This window comes from Paracoccus beibuensis, from assembly GCF_026162625.1.
Taxonomy (GTDB): Bacteria; Pseudomonadota; Alphaproteobacteria; order Rhodobacterales; family Rhodobacteraceae; genus Paracoccus; species Paracoccus beibuensis.
On sequence record NZ_JAOTBD010000001.1, the window covers coordinates 17,125 to 32,746 of the forward strand.

The window sequence follows — 15,622 nt, forward strand, 5'->3', positions numbered from 1 at the left end:
CAGGGCGGGCGCTGTCGGGGCAGATTGCGCGCCATGACACGATTTGCCCCCCTGCCTGCGGGACTGCCCGCCACCGTTCCCTTTGTCGGTCCCGAAACGCTGGAACGCCAGCGGGGCGCGTCCTTCGCTGCGCGTCTTGGCGCGAATGAAAGCGCCTTCGGCCCCAGCCCCCTGGCGGCGCGCGCGATGCGCGAGGCGGTGGGGCAGGTCTGGAAGTACGGCGACGCGCCCAGCCATGACCTGACAACTGCCCTGGCGGCGCATCACGGGATCGGCTCGGCGAACCTGCTGGTGGGCGAGGGGATCGACGGGTTGCTGGGCAACCTGGTGCGGTTGATGGTGGCGCCGGGCGACGCGGTGGTCACCTCGGACGGTGCCTACCCGACCTTCAACTATCACGTGACCGGCTTCGGCGGGGCCCTTCACAAGGTGCCCTATCGCAACGCTGCCGAGGACCCCGAGGCGCTTGTGGATCGTGCGCGGCAGGTGGGCGCGCGGTTGGTCTATCTGGCCAATCCGGACAATCCGATGGGCAGCTGGCACAAGGCCCCTGTGATCGAGGCGATGCTGGACCGCCTGCCGGACGACAGCCTGCTGGTGCTGGACGAGGCCTATGTCGAATTCGCGCCCGCCGATGCGGTTCCCCGGATCTCAGCCGACGATCCGCGCGTGATCCGCATGCGGACCTTCTCCAAGGCCTACGGGCTGGCCGGGGCGCGGATCGGCTATGCCATCGGTGCGTCGGACCTGATCGCGGGCTTTGACCGCATCCGCAACCACTTCGGCGTGAACCGCATCGCGCAGGCGGGGGCACTGGCCGCGCTGGCCGATCAGGGGTGGCTGGCCCATGTCGTGGCCGAGGTTGCCGCCGCCCGCGACCGCATCGCGCACATCGGCGCGGTGAGCGGCCTGACGGCGCTGCCGTCTGCCACGAACTTCGTAGCGCTGGATACCGGCCGCGACGGCAGCTTCGCCCGCGCCCTTGTTGCCGGGCTCGAGGCCGAGGGCGTCTTCATCCGCATGCCCGGCGTGGCACCGCTGGACCGCTGCATCCGCATCAGCTGCGGCACCGTGACGGAACTGGACGTGCTGGAAGACGCCCTGCCACGGGCACTGGACCGTCTCAGTTCCGCATGAAGCGGCGGCGCGCCTTCTCAGCTATCGCCTGACGCATCTGCAGGCGGGCGATCTCGGCCAGCAGGGTGCCGCGGTCGGGCCCGTCAGGCATCACGGCCAGCCGCGCCTGCGCGGCGATGACCTGCTTCTTCAGCACGATCTCCTCTGGCAGGACGCCGGCTTCGGCCATGATCCGAAAGCCCACGGCCCCGCCGATGTCTCCCACGGGACGCTGGGCAGGGGCTTGCCCTCTCCCTCGAGGCTCGAGAGCTTCCCTTCGGCGCGGGCCTTCAGCATCATCCGTTCGGCGATCCGGTCCAGCCAGCCCCATTCCGCGCCACCCCCTGTTCCTTTCGACGGCACCCGCTGCAAGGCCGGGTGCCGCACGAAGGCGCAGGCCTACATCGCCGCCAGCTGCGCCAGCGCCACGTTCAGCCGCAGGATATCGTCGTCCAGCGCGGCCAGCTTGTCACGGGTTTCCTCGATGACCTCCGGCTCGGCGTTCTCGGCGAACCTGGGGTTCGACAGGCGCTTGCGCAGCCCTTCGGCATCTTTTTCCGTCTTGGCCTTCGCCTTGGTCAGGCGTGCGGTCTCGGCCGGAACGTCGATCACGTCGCCGATGGGCAGCGCGAAGCTGGCGCCCTGAACGGCCACTGCAATCATGCCGCGCCCGGTCGCGCCGTCCCCAGGCGCGTTCACCCGCGCCAGACGTTCGATCAGCGGACCGTTGGCGGCCAGCGCAGCGCGGGCGGGGGCATCGGCCTCGGTCACGATCAGGTCCAGCTTCGCACCTGCCGGGACGCCCATCTGGGCGCGGGCAGAGCGCACGGATTCGATCAGGGCGATGACCCAGTTCATCTCTCGGTCGGCCTCGGCGTCGATCAGGTCGGCACCCAGCGCAGGCCAGTCACCGTGGACCAGCATCTTCGGCCGGTCGTCGGTCAGCGACCACAGCTCCTCGGTGACGAAGGGCATGATCGGGTGCAGCATCAGGTAGCACTGGTCCAGAACCCAGCCCATCGTGGCGCGGGTCTCGGCGGCATGTTCACCGTCGAACAGGGGCTTGGCGAACTCGACGTACCAGTCGCAGACCTTGCCCCAGACAAAGGCATAAAGCCCCGTCGCCGCGTCGTTGAACCGATAGGAGGCCAGCGCCTGGTCCACATCCATCAGGATGCGGGCGGTTTCCCCGATGATCCAGCGGTTCACGGTATGGCTGGGCACAGGCCGCGCGCCGCCGCCGCGCACGCCGTTCATCTCCGCAAAGCGGGTGGCGTTCCAGATCTTCGTGACGAAGTTCCGGTTCACCTCGACATGCTTCGGCCCCAACTTCGGGTCCCGGCCCATCGCCGCCATCGACGTCAGGGTAAAGCGCAGCGCGTCGGCCCCGTATTCGTCCACCAGCGTCAGCGGGTCGATGACATTGCCCTTTGACTTGGACATCTTGGCGCCCTTTTCGTCGCGCACCAGCCCGTGGACATAGACGGTGTGGAAGGGCACGTCGCCCACGACCTCCAGCTGCATCATCATCATTCGGGCGACCCAGAAGAAGATGATGTCGAAGCCGGTGACGAGGACGTCGGTCGGGAAGTATTTCTGCAGCTCCGGCGTGGATTCGGGCCAGCCAAGCGTCCCGATGGGCCAAAGACCGCTGCTGAACCAGGTGTCCAGAACGTCCGGGTCGCGCCAGACCGGATAGATCAGGTGGGTCGGGTCCTGCGACAGGTTGTAGTCGGCCAGCGCACGGGCCAGCATCTCGACCGCCGCGTCGCGGTCCTTGACCTCGACCACCCGGCTGGCGACCAGCGGCTGCGGAAGGCCCGCGATATCGTCGCGGAAAAGGTCGGCCACCGCGTCGAACTGCGGGGCACAGTGCTGGCGTTCGCCCGCGTTCACCAGGCCGCCCTCCAGCAGGCGGAACAGCTCGACCTCGTCCAGCGCGCCGTCACCCTCGTCGTCGCGGAAACCCTGGACGGACAGGTCCAGCCCGTACCAGACCGGGATCTGGTGACCCCACCACAGCTGGCGGCTGATGGTCCAAGGCTCGATATTCTCGAGCCAGTTGAAATAGACCTTGCGGTGCTGTTCGGGCAGGATGCCGGTGCGGCCGTCGCGGACGGCGTCCAATGCGGGACCGACGATGCGCTGCGTGTCGACGAACCACTGGTCGGTCAGCATCGGCTCGATCACCACGCCCGAGCGGTCGCCGAAGGGCTGCATGATAGGCTTCGATTCCACCAGCGGGCGCTTTTCCAGGTGCTCGGCCCCGGTTTCCTTGTCGATTTCCTTGTGCAGGTAGGTGACGACCAGACCCTCGGCAGTGATCGCGTCGATCACGCGCTTGCGGGCGTCGAAACGATCCAGCCCGCGCAGATCCTCGGGCACCAGGTTCACCCCGGCCACGTCGCCCACATCCTCACCCCCCGTGGCGCGGGTCGCGACGGCGGCGCTTTCTGCATAGGACAGCCCGTCGGCGCGCATCGCGCCCTTGCCGTCCATCAGCGCATAGAGCGGGATGTTGTTGCGCATCGCGACGCCATAGTCGTTGAAGTCATGCGCGCCGGTGATCTTGACCGCGCCCGATCCGAAACCGGGATCGGGGTATTCGTCGGTGATGATCGGGATCAGGCGGCGATGTTCCTTCGGGCCCACCGGAATCTCGACCAGCTTCCCGACGATGGGGGCATAGCGCGCGTCGGACGGGTGCACCGCGACGGCACCGTCGCCCAGCATGGTTTCGGGCCGTGTGGTCGCGATGCTGATATAGTCGCGGGTCTCGCGCAGCGTGACGCGGCCATGTTCGTCGCGTTCGACGTATTCGTAGGTCTCGCCGCCGGCCAGCGGGTACTTGAAATGCCACATGTGGCCCGGTGTCTCGCGGTTCTCGACCTCCAGGTCGCTGATCGCGGTCTCGAAATGCGGGTCCCAGTTCACCAGGCGCTTGCCGCGATAGATGATGCCCTTGTTGTAGAGGTCCACGAAGACCCTGATCACCGCGTCATGGAAGTTGCCTTCCTCGCCGGCGGGCGCACCGGGGGCGCCGGACATGGTGAAGGCATTGCGCGACCAGTCGCAGCTGGCGCCGAGCCGCTTCAGCTGGTTGATGATCGTGTCGCCGGATTCGCGCTTCCAGTCCCAGATCTTGGTGGTGAAGGCCTCGCGCCCGATCTCGCGGCGGGTCGGCTCCTGGCGCTCGGCCATGCGGCGTTCCACGACCATCTGCGTGGCGATGCCGGCGTGGTCCTGGCCGGGTTGCCACAGCGTGTCGAAGCCGCGCATCCGATGCCAGCGGACAAGGATGTCCTGCAGGGTGTTGTTGAAGGCGTGGCCGATATGCAGGCTGCCGGTGACGTTCGGCGGCGGGATCATCACGGTGAAGGTTTCGCTGCGCGAGGCGTTGGCCCCTGCCGCGAAGGCGTTTGCCTGTTCCCATTCGCCGCTGATCCGGGCCTCGGCGGCCTTGGCGTCAAAGCTCTTGTCCATCGTCATCGCGTATCCCCTTGCCTGCGGATGGATTAGCGAATGCGCAGGCAAAGGCCAAGGGATCGTCGCCCTAAACCGCGCGGTCCAGCTTGGTCGACAGGTGGATCAGGCTTTCCGACGACCGCACGCCCTCGACCCCGCCGATGCGGTCCAGCAGCTCGTCCAGTTCGGTCGTCGATCCTGCTGCCAGCTGCACCAGCAGGTCGATGCGACCGCTGGTCGTGTGGATGCGCTCGACCTGGGGGATGACCTTCAGGCGCGACAGCACGGCGGCCTGGGCGCGCGGCTCGATCCCCAGAAGGACGGTGGCGCGGATGCGGGCGCCGCGCGCGGCCTCTCCGAGGCGCAAGGTATAGCCGGCAATGGCGCCGTTCCCCTCCAGCCGCTCCAGCCGGGCCTGCACGGTCGAGCGCGCGACGCGCAGCTTGCGGGCCAGCACGGCCACGGACATGCGCGCGTCGCCCGACAGCTGCGCCAGGATGTTGCGGTCAAGGTCGTCCAAATCCGGGCGCTTTCGTCATAATGACATCAAGCCCGGCATATTAACGATAAGACGATGCAGATCTACCCTTTTCATCGGTGAAATCGGAACCCAAAAGCGCCACTCTGGGTTCGACCCTCTCACCCCCGAAAGCTGCAGCTGCGAAAGGAACGTCAATGGGACAACAGAAGACCGTCTGGGACAATCCGGCCGAGGTCATCCGACATCTGGCACCGGAACATCCGGTCATGGTCTTCGCGCCGACGGTGCTGCAGGACCGTGCGCGGCAGTTCATCGACGGCTTCCCCGGGCTGGTGACCTATGCGGTCAAGTCGAACCCCGACGAGGTCGTGATCCAGAACCTGGTCACCGCCGGCATCCAGGGATTTGACGTCGCCTCGCCTTTCGAGATCGACCTGATCGGCCGCGTGGCGCCTCGCGCCGCCCGCCATTATCACAACCCCGTCCGCGCCCGGTCCGAGATCGCGCACGCCGTCGCGCAGGGCATCCGGTCCTGGTCCGTCGACAGCCGGTCCGAGCTGGAAAAGCTGTTCGAGCAGGTCCCGACGACCGTCGACGGTGCAGGGGTCGAGATTTCGCCCCGGTTCAAGCTGCCCGTGCTGGGTGCAGCCTATGACTTCGGGTCCAAGTTCGGCGCCACGCCCGAGCTGGCCGCCGAGCTGCTGGCCGAGGTCGAGCGTCGCGGCTATGTCCCGTCGCTGACGTTCCACCCTGGCACGCAGTGCACCGACCCGATCGCCTGGGAAAGCTATATCCGCGTCGCCAAGGACATCTGCGAGATGGCTGGCGTACGCGCGCATCGACTGAACGTCGGCGGCGGCTTTCCGTCGCATCGCGTGGTCGGTGTCGAACCCGACCTCGCCTCGATCTTCCAGGAGATCGGAGACACGGCGACCGAGATGTTCGGCGGCGACGCGCCTGCGCTCGTCTGCGAACCCGGTCGTGGGCTGGTGGCCGACGCTTATTCGCTGATCACCCGCGTGAAGGGTATCCGCGACGGCGGCCACGTTTTCCTCAACGACGGCGTCTATGGCGGCCTGGCCGAACTGCCGATCATCGGCAATATCGACCGGATCGAGGTGCTGACCCCCCAGGGCCAGCCGCGCGGCGGCGATGCCGGCGGCCGGGTCATCTTCGGCCCGACCTGCGATTCGGTCGATCGCCTGCCCGGAGAGCTGAGCCTGCCGGACGACGTGGCCGAGGGCGACTTCGTGATCTTCCACGGTGCCGGCGCCTATTCCACGGTCACGAACACACGCTTCAACGGATTCGGCGCGATGACCCATGCGACGGTCATGCAGCTGAGCTGATTTCAGCCGCTTCCACTGTTCTGTTCAGAAAGATTCAGCAGCACCGCCTTTCAGGCGGCGCTGTTTCCGCGTTTGGAGCCTGGCCGGTTGTCAAACTGACGCAAGGCGGTCAGCCTGCGGCGGTATCATCCTGGCGCCCCACAAGCTGGGGCAGTTCACGATCCTTTCCGCAAGTTTGATTGTGAAGACGCTGAGCATTCTGGTCACGGACATGGGGCTCATCGTGCCGTCGATGCTGATGGCCGACCAATTGTCGGGACCCGCCCTGTCGAACCTGACCGACGCGATGGTCTTCATCCTCGATCCGCCGGAGAGCTTCATCGAGACGCTGCGCCGCGACTTCGCCAGTCCTTCAACCCGGCTTGTTGCGCTTTCGACGAAGGATCTCGCGGCATCCTCGGATTATGCGCGCTTCTTCGAGGGCATGTTTCCCTGGCGGCTCTGGCGCGGCTGGAGATCAGCGACATGATGCCTGACGATTGCGACCGCATCATGTACCTGGACGGCGACATGCAGCTGGTCGGCGACGCCGCGCCCCTGCTGCGCCTGGACGTGCCCGAAGGGCGGATCGCCGCGGCGGCCAGAAACTTCGTCATGTTCGAGGGTCCTGCGCGCCAGCGACCGGGCTGGTCGGAGTATCACCTGACGTCGCTGCAACTGGACGATGCGGGATCTTGTTTCAACGCGGGGCTGATGCCGTTCCGCCGCAAGACCTGGGCCGAGATCGCGCCGCGCGCGCTGGACGTCTTCCTGACAAAGGCGGGGACTTGCGCCCACCATGACCAACCGGCGCTGAACGCCATCCGTGCCGGATACTTGCTGCCGCTGTCGCCGGGCTAAAATTATTCGACGTTCTACCTGAATATGGGCGGCTTCGACCGGATGCGGCCGAAGATCCTGCACGTTTCCAGCGCGCCGAAGCCGTGGCAGTTGCCGGACAGCCTGTGGCGCCCCCGCCACGCCGAAAGCTATCGCCAGTTCATGCGGCACCACCCGGTGCTGCAAGGCAAGCAGGCCGTCTATGACGCGGGGCGGGCGCCGGGCATTCCGGCCCGCGCCGTCCTGGAAGCCAAGCCGCGGGCGCGGGCGCTGGTCAAGACGCCAGCCCGCGCCCGGAAATTTCGCCGCTATGTGCGGCAGACACAGTTCCTGCTGACTTAGGCCGCGGCGTTCAGGGGACGGACGCCCAGGGCGGTGCAGACCTCGTGGGTCAGCTCGGGGCGGTTCAGCGTATAGAAATGCAGCCGGTCGACGCCGCCGGCGATCAGCTTTTCGCATAGGTCGACGCAGAGGCTGGTGGCCAGCGCCCGCTGCGCCCCGGGGCCGTCGAGCGCGGCAAGCTGGAACGCATCTTCGGCCCATCCGGGGACGGTCGTGTTGCAGGTTGCGGCAAAGCGCTTGGTGCCAGCCCAGCTTTGCACCGGCAGAATGCCCGGGATGATCGGCGCATCGATCCCCGCGGCCGCGCATTTGTCGCGAAAGCGGAAGAAGGTTTCTGGCTCGAAGAAGAACTGCGTGATCGCGCTGGTCGCGCCGGCCTCGATCTTGCGCTTGAGCCAGGCCACGTCGGCGTCGCCGTCCGGGCTGTCCGGATGCGGCTCGGGATAGGCGCCCACGCGGATCGTCATGTCGCCACGGGCGGCGATGGCCTCGATCAGTTCGACCGTGTTGGTGAAGCCGTCGGGATGCGGCGTGAAGCGGTCCGCCCCCTGCGGTGCATCACCGCGAAGCGCCACGATCTCGCGGATGCCGGCGTCTGCATAGGACTGCACGATCTCCATCGTCTCGGCACGAGTCGCCTCGACACAGGTCAGGTGGGCCGCAACCTCCAGCCCGAACTGGCGGTTGATCGTGGTCACGGCCTCGTGCGTCAGCTTGCGGGTCGTGCCGCCCGCGCCATAGGTCACCGACACGAAATCGGGGGCCAGCGGCGCCAGCGCCCGCGCGGTCTCCCACAGCCGGAACGAGGCTTCCAACGTCTTCGGCGGGAAGAACTCGAAACTGATCTTCGGCGGGGTCATGGCTGGTCCTTTCTGTTGAGGCGCTTGTGCCACAGTCGGTGGCGTGAGACAAATTCATAATCCTCAAGATCAAAGTGAAGGCGGCTCATCATGCATCTGGAACTGCGCCACCTGCGCACCGTCCATGCCATCCACGAACAGGGCGGCCTGGCCCGCGCGGCCGAGGTGCTGAACATCACGCAAAGCGCGCTGTCTCATCAGGTCAAGGCGCTGGAGGAGCAGGCGGGCACGCAGCTGTTCGTCCGCCGCGCCAAGCCCATGCGCCTGTCCGCCGCAGGGATGCGCCTCTTGCGCCTGGCCGAGCAGGTGCTGCCGTTGGTCGCTGCCACCGAGGCCGAATTCAAGGGCGTCGAGGCGGGTCGCATCGGCCGGCTGCACATCGCGATGGAGTGTCACGCCTGCTTCGACTGGCTGCTGCCGGTCCTGGACATCTTCCGCCGCGCCTGGTCCGATGTGGACGTGGACATCCGCCAGCGGCTGGCCTTCGGCGCGCTGCCCGCGCTGGTGCGCGAGGAGGTGGACCTGGTGATCTCCTCCGACCCCGAGGATCTGCCGGACGTCATCTTCCAGCCGCTGTTCGACTACGCCCCGACGCTGGTGGTGCCGGCGGGGCATCCGCTGGTCGCCAAGGGTCACGCCGATCCCGCCGATCTGGCCGGGGAAACGCTGATCACCTATCCGATGGACCGGGCCCGGCTGGACGTCTTCAGTCAGTTCCTGACGCCCGCGGGCGTCGAGCCCGTGCGGCAGCGGACGGTCGAGCTGACCGCCGTGGCGCTGATGCTGGTTGCCTCGGGGCGCGGCGTGGCGGTCATGCCGGACTGGGTGCTGCGGCGCGAGGCCGCGAACCCGGAACTGGCCATGCTGCCGCTGGGGCCGCAGGGCATCCGGCGCCGGCTCTATGCGGCGGTGCGGGCCGGGGACCTTGCGCAGCCCTACATGGCGCATGTGCTGCGCCTGTCGCGGACCGAACCCCTGCGCATGCTGCGCGGCGCTGCGGCGTGATGCTTGGCATTCCGCCCCGGCTGGCCTATGACGCGGCCAACCCCAATTCCCGGAGCACCCGATGGCAAGCGCCAATCTGAACGTGATGATCAAGGCCGCCCGCAAGGCCGGGCGCGGCCTCGTCAAGGATTTCCGCGAGGTCGAGAACCTTCAGGTCAGCGTCAAGGGCGCCGGCGACTTCGTCACCCGCGCCGACCGAGAGGCCGAGCGCGTCATCAAGGAAGAGCTGATGAACGCCCGCCCCAGCTATGGCTGGCTGGGCGAGGAAACCGGCGAGGATGCAGGCGACGACCCGACCCGCCGGTGGATCGTCGATCCGCTGGACGGGACCACGAACTTCCTGCACGGCCTGCCGCACTGGGCCGTCAGCATCGCGCTGGAGCACAAGAAGGAAATCGTCGCCGCCGTCATCTTCGACGCTGCCAAGGACGAGATGTTCGTGGCCGAGAAGGGCGGCGGCGCCTTCATGAACGACCAGCGCCTGCGCGTGTCGGGCCGGACCCGGCTGGCCGATTCGGTCTTTGCCACGGGCATCCCCTTCGCCGGACGCGGACCGCTGCCTGCCGCGCTGCAGGACCTGGCGCAGCTGATGCCGGTCAGCGCAGGCGTGCGCCGATTCGGCGCGGCGGCACTGGACCTGGCCTATGTCGCGGCCGGCCGCTTCGACGGCTATTGGGAACGCGGCAACAAGCCCTGGGACGTGGCGGCGGGCATCCTGATGGTGCGCGAGGCCGGCGGCTTCGTCCACGGCATCCGCGAAAACGACGACCCGCTGGAATCGGGCCGCATCATCGCGGCGAACCCGACCCTGCTGGAGCCCTTCGCCAAGATCATCCGCGCCCGGGACTGAAGGCGCGCCAGCCGGGTTGCAGATCGTGCAAGCCGGCTGCTTGACCTTGCCCGGTGCAGGGCGCAACAGGGGCGTATCACAGACAGGCGCCCCGATGCCCGACGATCAGCCAGACAAGCCTTATGCCGCATCCGCTGCCGTCTCGGCACCGCCGGTGACACAGACCACCCCGCCACCCGTGCGCGACCGCACGGGGCTGGCGATCGGGATGATGTGCGCCGTCAGCCTGATCTTCGCGCTGCAGGACGTGTTCTCGCGAATTTTGGGCGGCGCCTATCCGCCCGTGCTGATCGTGATGATCCGGTATTGGGTCTTCGCGATCTTTGTCATCGCTCTGGTCTCGCGCCAGCCCGGCGGGCTGAAGCGGGCCATCCGCACCAGACGCCCGCTGACCCAGATTGCCCGTGGTGCGATCCTCGCGCTCGAGGTGCTCTTGATGGTCGAGGCTTTTGTTCGCCTCGGGCTGATCGAAACCCATGCCGTCTTTTCGGTCTATCCGCTGCTGGTCGCGGCGCTGTCTGGCCCGATCCTCGGTGAATCGGTCGGCTGGAGGCGCTGGACCGCCATTGCCATCGGCTTTCTGGGCATCATGGTGATCCTCAATCCCGGCGGCGGAGTGATCAGCGTCACCGCGCTGCTGCCGTTCGGAGCGGCGCTGATGTTCGCGTTGTACGGCCTTTTGACGCGGCACGTCTCGCGCGACGACCCGGCGATGGTCAGCTTCTTCTGGACCGGGATTTCCGGTGCAGTGGCGATCACCCTGGTGGGCATCTGGGACTGGCAGTGGCTGGCGCCGGTGGACTGGATCTGGATGGCCTGCCTCTGCGTCTGCGGCATGTCCTCGCACTACCTGATGATTCGCAGCTACGAGATGGCCGAGGCATCGGCGTTGCAGCCTTTCGCCTATACGCAGCTGGTCTGGGTCAGCTTCCTGGGCGTCTGGCTGTTTTTCGAAACGCTGCGACCGAACGTGGTCATTGGCGGGGCGATCGTGGTGGGTGCGGGCATCTTCACTCTGTGGCGACAGCGGAGGCGGTCGCGCTGAACCAGCCCTCCGGCAAACGCGGTCCGACGAAGGGCTTGGGGTTCGGCCGCGCCGACAGGGCCAGCGTCAGGCGCGGTTCCGGCGCGGGCACCTGACCGCCGCCCGACAGGTCCCACCGCGTCACCACCGGCGCCGGCGTGCCGTGGATGCGAGAGCGATAGACGGGCAGCGCCTCGGCCACGCGCATGACATAGTTGCGCGTCTCGTCGAAGGGGATCAGCTCGACCCAGTCGACCGGATCGGCATCGCGCCGCAGGTCGCCGAAATCCCCCAGCCAGCGCGCCGGGCGCCCCGGCCCCGCGTTGTACCCCGAGGCGATCAGTGCGACCGACGGCCCGAAGCGGTCGGTCAGCCCGATCAGGTATTGCGACCCGATGCGCGCGTTGTAGGCCGCGTCGCTGGAAAGGCGCGCGAGGTCATAGGGCAGGCCGATCTGGCGGGTCACCTGTTCGGCCGTGCCGGGCATCACCTGCATCAGCCCCTGCGCGCCCACCGGGCTGCTGGCGGTGTGGTTGAATTCGGATTCCTGGCGCGCGATAGCCATGACCAGTTCCGGCGGCAGGCCCAGGTCCTCACGCTCCAGTCCGGTCAACGGGAATTGCGCGACGGGCCAGATCACACCCTGGTTGGCCGAGTATTTGGCCAGCCGCAGGCCGTGCCACGGCGCGCCAGCTTCGAACATCAGGCGCGCCATGCGGGCGATATCCTCGGGCGGGGCGGTCTCGGCCAGGTGCAGGAAGAACCGCTGCGCGTCGTCGCGCCGCCCGCTGGCGATCAGCCACAGCCCGGCGCGGAAGACGTCGTTTTCCCGCAACGCGCTTCCGCGCCAGTCGGGCAGGGTCTCGATGCCGGGGTCGGGCTGGGCATAGTCGGCGGGCAGAGTCGCACCGATCTTTTCCATCGCCAGCTGGCCGTAATAGACGCCGGGAGAATCGGCGGCCGCGCGATAGGCCGCATCGGCGGCCTTGGCGTCCCGAAGCGCCTCGTGGGCGCGGCCCTGCCAGTAGAAGGCGCGGGCCTTGCTGATGGCGGCGCCGACGACGGTTTCCAGGTGCAGGAAATGCTTCAGCGCGCGGGCGGGATCGTCCGTCTTCAGCGCCGCGAAACCCGCCAGCCATTCCAGGTCGCTGTAGTGGCGGTTGTCGGGCGGCAGGAAATGCGGATGCGCCAGCCGCAGCGCGCGGGACCAGTCGCCGTTCCGCATGGCCAGCCGTGCGTAGTCGACGCGCATCTGCGCCCATTGCGCCGGGTCGCGCAGCGCCTCGGCGCTGGTCGAGGCCTCCAGCATCAGCGCCCGCGCGCCTTCGTGCTGCTTGGCGCGGACGCGCCACAGGAAGCGGTCAAGGGTCAGTCCCGGGTCGGCGCGCTGGTCGTCGGGCAGCGCCAGAATCAGGTCGTCGACGCCAGCCCTCCCGGCCTGCAGCGCGATGCGCGCGGCGGGCAGGGCACGGTCGGGTTCGGGCAGGCGGGGCAGCAGGCGTTCGGCCTGCGTCCATTCGTGCGTATCCAGCATCGCCTGCACGCGGGCCGGGACAAGCGCCCCAAGGTCGGGATGCGCGGTCAGCAGCGCGGCCTCGTCGGCGGCGGACAAGGGCTGGGCGGTGAAGACACGGTTGCGCAGGGCCGCCGCGTCGCGGGCGGGCAGGGCTGCCGCCATAGCTTCCAGCGCGGTCAGGGTCGCGGGGTCGCGGCCGTCGAACCACAGGCGCAGGTCGTCGGGATCGGCACCGGCGCCCAGCTTGGCGTCTCCGCGCCGGATCAGCAGGTCGAGGCCGGGCCAATCCGGGTTCTGGCGCAGGAAGTCCGCATAATCCGAAAACTCGCCAAAGCCCGCGCGCAGGGCGTGCCAGCCGACCAGCGCCTCGGCCATGGGGCCGGCGCGGCGGGCGGCGTCGCGGGCGGTGACCCAGTCCTGGGCATCGGTGGCGGCCAGAGCCAGGGCCATGGCGCCGGGATCCTCGGCCCGCGCGGGGGCGGCAAGGGGAAGGGCCAGAAGAAGGCCGGCGGTCAGCATGTCACGCAGAAGTCGCATCACCACCCTGTGTCACCATCATGGCGCACCTGTGCAATTCACAACCTTGGCAAGTTCCGCGCCCGGCGCTAGGGAAGGGACCGCAGAATTGCATCTATGCCCAGAAGTTCACCAAGGAGCGTGCCATGTTCAAAGGGTCTCTGCCAGCCCTCGTCACGCCGTTCACCCCGGACGGCGAGCTGGATCTGGACACGCTGAATAAGCTGGTCGAATGGCATGTCGATCAGGGCACGCACGGTTTGGTGCCGGTCGGCACCACCGGCGAAAGCCCAACCCTGACACATGACGAGCACCGCACCGTCATCGAGGAGGTCGTGCGTGCGGTCGATGGCCGCGTCCCGGTGATCGCGGGCGCTGGGTCCAATTCGACCCGCGAGGGGATCGGGCTGTTGCAGCACGCGGCCAGCGTCGGCGCCGATGCGGCGCTGGTGGTGACACCCTATTACAACAAGCCGACGCAGGCGGGGTTGATCGCGCATTACACCGCCCTGACCGAGGCCTGCGACCTGCCGATCATCATCTACAACATTCCCGGCCGCTCGGTCGTCGACATGATGCCCGAGACGATGGGCGTGCTGGCGCAGATCCCCTCGATCATCGGGGTCAAGGACGCGACCGGCAAGCTGGAGCGGGTCAGCTGCCAGCGCATGACCTGCGGGGCGGACTTCGTCCAGCTGTCGGGAGAGGACGCGACCGCACTCGGCTTCAACGCCCACGGCGGCGTGGGCTGCATCAGCGTGACAGCCAACGTCGCGCCGAAATTGTGCGCCCAGTTCCAAGAGGCGACGCTGCGGGGCGACTATGCCGCCGCGCTGCAGTTCCAGGACCTTCTGATGCCGCTGCACCTGGCGATCTTCGTCGAGCCGGGCCTTGTGGGCGCGAAATATGCGATGTCGCGTCTTGGTCTCTGCAACGAGCGGGTGCGCCTGCCGCTGACGCCGCTGACCGAGCCGACGCGGCGGCTGATCGACGCGGCGCTGCAACACGCCGGCCTGATCTGAGGCCGGCAGGCGGGCTTGACCCCCGTCGCCTGTGCCGACCCGCAGGACCGAGAGAGGCCTAGTTGAGGCCCAGCCCCGCCCGCATCATCAGCCGGCGGACCGGCGCGATACCGTAAAGGCCGCCGAGCGCGGCCGCGCGCATGTCGCGCAGCGGGCGCAGGTTCGCCTGGCTGGCCCGGTTCAGCGCGTCGATGCCCAGCAGACGGGCATGGGCCTCGGGGCGGCGAGATCGTTCAAAGCGCGCAAGCGAGCTGCGGCTGCCCGGATCGCCGCGGCTGAGGTCCAGAAGCGCGCCAAGATCGGCAAGGCTCATGTTCAGGCCCTGCGCGCCGATGGGGGGCACGACATGGGCGGCCTCGGCAATCAGGGCGGTGCGGGGGCCGGTGAAGCGGTCGGCGATCTGACTGATGATCGGCCATTCGGTCAGCCGCGTCGCCAGCGTGAGATGCCCCAGCACACCGGCCGAGCGGGCGTCGAGTTCGGCCTCGAAGGCCTCTGACGACAGGGCCCGCAGGCGCGCGGTCTCGCGCCCGTTCTCCATCCAGACAACGGCCGAGGAGGGTTGCCCGTTGCGGTCCGGCAAGGGGACCAGCGTGAACGGGCCGCCGGATCGATGCACCTCGGTCGAGACGTTGTGGTGGGGCTGGTCGTGGGTCACGGCGAAGGCCAGCGCCTTCTGGCCATAGCGGAAGGTGCGCACGCCGATCCCCAGCGCCTGCCGGACCGCCGAATTGCGCCCGTCGGCGCCAACCAGCAGGCGCGTGCGCAGGCGGCTGCCGTCGGTCAGGGTGACGATCACCCCTTCGTCCCGCGCCAGCACGACGGCCGTGCCGGTGCCGGGACGGAAGCGGACGTTGGGCAGGCTGTCCAGCTGGGCCGAGATTTCGCGCCGCAAAAGCCAGTTCGGCAGGTTCCACCCGAAGGGCTGGTCGCCGATTTCCGAGGCATCGAAGTCGCGGGTCAGGCGCGGCAGCGGCCTGGCGCCGCCGGCATCGACGATGCGCATGACCTGAAGGGCCGTGGCATGAGGCGCCAGCCGTTCCCAGAGGCCGATCCGCTCGAGCAGCTTGACCGAGGGCGTCAGAAAAGCGGTCGAGCGCAGGTCCGCACCGGTCGCCGTTTCCTCGGTCACGGGGGGGGCGGGATCGACGCAGACGGTCGAGAAGCCCTGCGATCCGAAGGCGGCGGCGGCGATCAGCCCGGCGATGCCGCCGCCCGAGATCAGGATGTCGATGTCGCGGATGTCCGTCATGGTGC

Annotated in this window: 15 protein-coding genes; 9 read left to right on the forward strand and 6 right to left on the reverse strand. The window is 68.1% G+C overall.

What is annotated here, in order from left to right; genetic code table 11:
• Nucleotides 1–33 precede the first annotated feature (33 nt).
• The gene (locus tag OC159_RS00100) at nucleotides 34–1,137 is read left to right on the forward strand and encodes a pyridoxal phosphate-dependent aminotransferase (protein WP_265499123.1); all 1,104 of its coding nucleotides are present in this window, start codon (nucleotides 34–36) and stop codon (nucleotides 1,135–1,137) included.
• Here the strand turns inward: OC159_RS00100 and OC159_RS00105 are convergent.
• From OC159_RS00105 to OC159_RS00115, 3 genes are all read right to left on the reverse strand, one after another.
• Nucleotides 1,124–1,342 carry a DnaJ family domain-containing protein gene (locus OC159_RS00105; protein ID WP_265499124.1) on the reverse strand — a complete coding sequence of 73 codons (219 nt, stop codon included), beginning with the start codon at nucleotides 1,340–1,342 and terminating at the stop codon, nucleotides 1,124–1,126. The genes OC159_RS00100 and OC159_RS00105 overlap by 14 nt on opposite strands.
• 173 nt (nucleotides 1,343–1,515) lie before the next feature.
• Entirely contained in the window at nucleotides 1,516–4,605 is a 3,090-nt protein-coding gene (locus tag OC159_RS00110) for a valine--tRNA ligase (RefSeq protein ID WP_265499125.1), read from the reverse strand.
• A gap of 64 nt (nucleotides 4,606–4,669) precedes the next feature.
• Nucleotides 4,670–5,101 (reverse strand): Lrp/AsnC family transcriptional regulator, encoded by a 432-nt coding sequence (locus OC159_RS00115; protein WP_265499126.1) that lies wholly within the window; start codon nucleotides 5,099–5,101, stop codon nucleotides 4,670–4,672.
• Nucleotides 5,102–5,256: 155 nt separating this feature from the next.
• Between OC159_RS00115 and OC159_RS00120 the strand changes: the two genes are divergently transcribed.
• The 4 genes from OC159_RS00120 to OC159_RS00135 all read left to right on the forward strand — a co-directional run bounded on the left by OC159_RS00120 (nucleotide 5,257) and on the right by OC159_RS00135 (nucleotide 7,572).
• Entirely contained in the window at nucleotides 5,257–6,411 is a 1,155-nt protein-coding gene (locus OC159_RS00120; protein WP_265499127.1) for a type III PLP-dependent enzyme, read from the forward strand.
• Between the two features lie 181 nt (nucleotides 6,412–6,592).
• On the forward strand, nucleotides 6,593–6,880 hold the full coding sequence (locus OC159_RS00125) for a hypothetical protein (RefSeq protein ID WP_265499128.1): 288 nt from the start codon (nucleotides 6,593–6,595) through the stop codon (nucleotides 6,878–6,880).
• On the forward strand, nucleotides 6,880–7,251 hold the full coding sequence (locus OC159_RS00130; RefSeq protein WP_265499129.1) for a glycosyltransferase: 372 nt from the start codon (nucleotides 6,880–6,882) through the stop codon (nucleotides 7,249–7,251). The genes OC159_RS00125 and OC159_RS00130 overlap by 1 nt, the downstream gene beginning before the upstream one ends.
• 42 nt (nucleotides 7,252–7,293) lie before the next feature.
• Nucleotides 7,294–7,572 carry a hypothetical protein gene (locus OC159_RS00135; protein ID WP_265499130.1) on the forward strand — a complete coding sequence of 93 codons (279 nt, stop codon included), beginning with the start codon at nucleotides 7,294–7,296 and terminating at the stop codon, nucleotides 7,570–7,572.
• Here the strand turns inward: OC159_RS00135 and metF are convergent.
• Complete coding sequence (gene metF, locus OC159_RS00140) at nucleotides 7,569–8,432, reverse strand: methylenetetrahydrofolate reductase [NAD(P)H] (RefSeq protein ID WP_265499131.1); 864 nt, start codon at nucleotides 8,430–8,432, stop codon at nucleotides 7,569–7,571. The genes OC159_RS00135 and metF overlap by 4 nt on opposite strands.
• Before the next feature lie 90 nt (nucleotides 8,433–8,522).
• Here metF and OC159_RS00145 point away from each other — a divergent pair, with 90 nt between their 5' ends.
• The 3 genes from OC159_RS00145 to OC159_RS00155 all read left to right on the forward strand — a co-directional run bounded on the left by OC159_RS00145 (nucleotide 8,523) and on the right by OC159_RS00155 (nucleotide 11,332).
• The gene (locus tag OC159_RS00145) at nucleotides 8,523–9,437 is read left to right on the forward strand and encodes a LysR family transcriptional regulator (protein WP_265499132.1); all 915 of its coding nucleotides are present in this window, start codon (nucleotides 8,523–8,525) and stop codon (nucleotides 9,435–9,437) included.
• A 61-nt stretch (nucleotides 9,438–9,498) separates the two neighbouring features.
• Nucleotides 9,499–10,287, forward strand: a complete 789-nt coding sequence (locus OC159_RS00150; RefSeq protein WP_265499133.1) for an inositol monophosphatase family protein — start codon at nucleotides 9,499–9,501, stop codon at nucleotides 10,285–10,287.
• Nucleotides 10,288–10,381: 94 nt separating this feature from the next.
• On the forward strand, nucleotides 10,382–11,332 hold the full coding sequence (locus OC159_RS00155; protein WP_407674030.1) for a DMT family transporter: 951 nt from the start codon (nucleotides 10,382–10,384) through the stop codon (nucleotides 11,330–11,332).
• Here the strand turns inward: OC159_RS00155 and OC159_RS00160 are convergent.
• Nucleotides 11,298–13,364: a lytic transglycosylase domain-containing protein gene (locus tag OC159_RS00160; RefSeq protein ID WP_265499134.1), complete on the reverse strand. Its 2,067-nt coding sequence runs from the start codon at nucleotides 13,362–13,364 to the stop codon at nucleotides 11,298–11,300. The two genes, OC159_RS00155 and OC159_RS00160, sit on opposite strands and share 35 nt — an antisense overlap.
• Nucleotides 13,365–13,489: 125 nt before the next feature.
• On the opposite strand from OC159_RS00160, the gene dapA reads away from it, so the two are divergent.
• Nucleotides 13,490–14,365 (forward strand): 4-hydroxy-tetrahydrodipicolinate synthase, encoded by an 876-nt coding sequence (dapA, locus tag OC159_RS00165; RefSeq protein WP_265499135.1) that lies wholly within the window; start codon nucleotides 13,490–13,492, stop codon nucleotides 14,363–14,365.
• A 58-nt stretch (nucleotides 14,366–14,423) separates the two neighbouring features.
• Here dapA and OC159_RS00170 read toward each other — a convergent pair whose 3' ends face one another.
• Nucleotides 14,424–15,617 carry a UbiH/UbiF family hydroxylase gene (locus OC159_RS00170; RefSeq protein WP_265499136.1) on the reverse strand — a complete coding sequence of 398 codons (1,194 nt, stop codon included), beginning with the start codon at nucleotides 15,615–15,617 and terminating at the stop codon, nucleotides 14,424–14,426.
• Nucleotides 15,618–15,622 lie beyond the last annotated feature (5 nt).

Bases quoted from the DNA above. Each gene is read 5' to 3' on its own strand.
- OC159_RS00100 (WP_265499123.1), top strand. From the start codon at position 34: ATGACACGATTTGCCCCCCTGCCTGCGGGACTGCCCGCCACCGTTCCC.
- OC159_RS00110 (WP_265499125.1), bottom strand. From the start codon at position 4,605: ATGACGATGGACAAGAGCTTTGACGCCAAGGCCGCCGAGGCCCGGATC.
- OC159_RS00120 (WP_265499127.1), top strand. From the start codon at position 5,257: ATGGGACAACAGAAGACCGTCTGGGACAATCCGGCCGAGGTCATCCGA.
- OC159_RS00130 (WP_265499129.1), top strand. From the start codon at position 6,880: ATGCCTGACGATTGCGACCGCATCATGTACCTGGACGGCGACATGCAG.
- OC159_RS00135 (WP_265499130.1), top strand. From the start codon at position 7,294: ATGCGGCCGAAGATCCTGCACGTTTCCAGCGCGCCGAAGCCGTGGCAG.
- metF (WP_265499131.1), bottom strand. From the start codon at position 8,432: ATGACCCCGCCGAAGATCAGTTTCGAGTTCTTCCCGCCGAAGACGTTG.
- OC159_RS00145 (WP_265499132.1), top strand. From the start codon at position 8,523: ATGCATCTGGAACTGCGCCACCTGCGCACCGTCCATGCCATCCACGAA.
- OC159_RS00150 (WP_265499133.1), top strand. From the start codon at position 9,499: ATGGCAAGCGCCAATCTGAACGTGATGATCAAGGCCGCCCGCAAGGCC.
- OC159_RS00155 (WP_407674030.1), top strand. From the start codon at position 10,382: ATGCCCGACGATCAGCCAGACAAGCCTTATGCCGCATCCGCTGCCGTC.
- OC159_RS00160 (WP_265499134.1), bottom strand. From the start codon at position 13,364: ATGCGACTTCTGCGTGACATGCTGACCGCCGGCCTTCTTCTGGCCCTT.
- dapA (WP_265499135.1), top strand. From the start codon at position 13,490: ATGTTCAAAGGGTCTCTGCCAGCCCTCGTCACGCCGTTCACCCCGGAC.
- OC159_RS00170 (WP_265499136.1), bottom strand. From the start codon at position 15,617: ATGACGGACATCCGCGACATCGACATCCTGATCTCGGGCGGCGGCATC.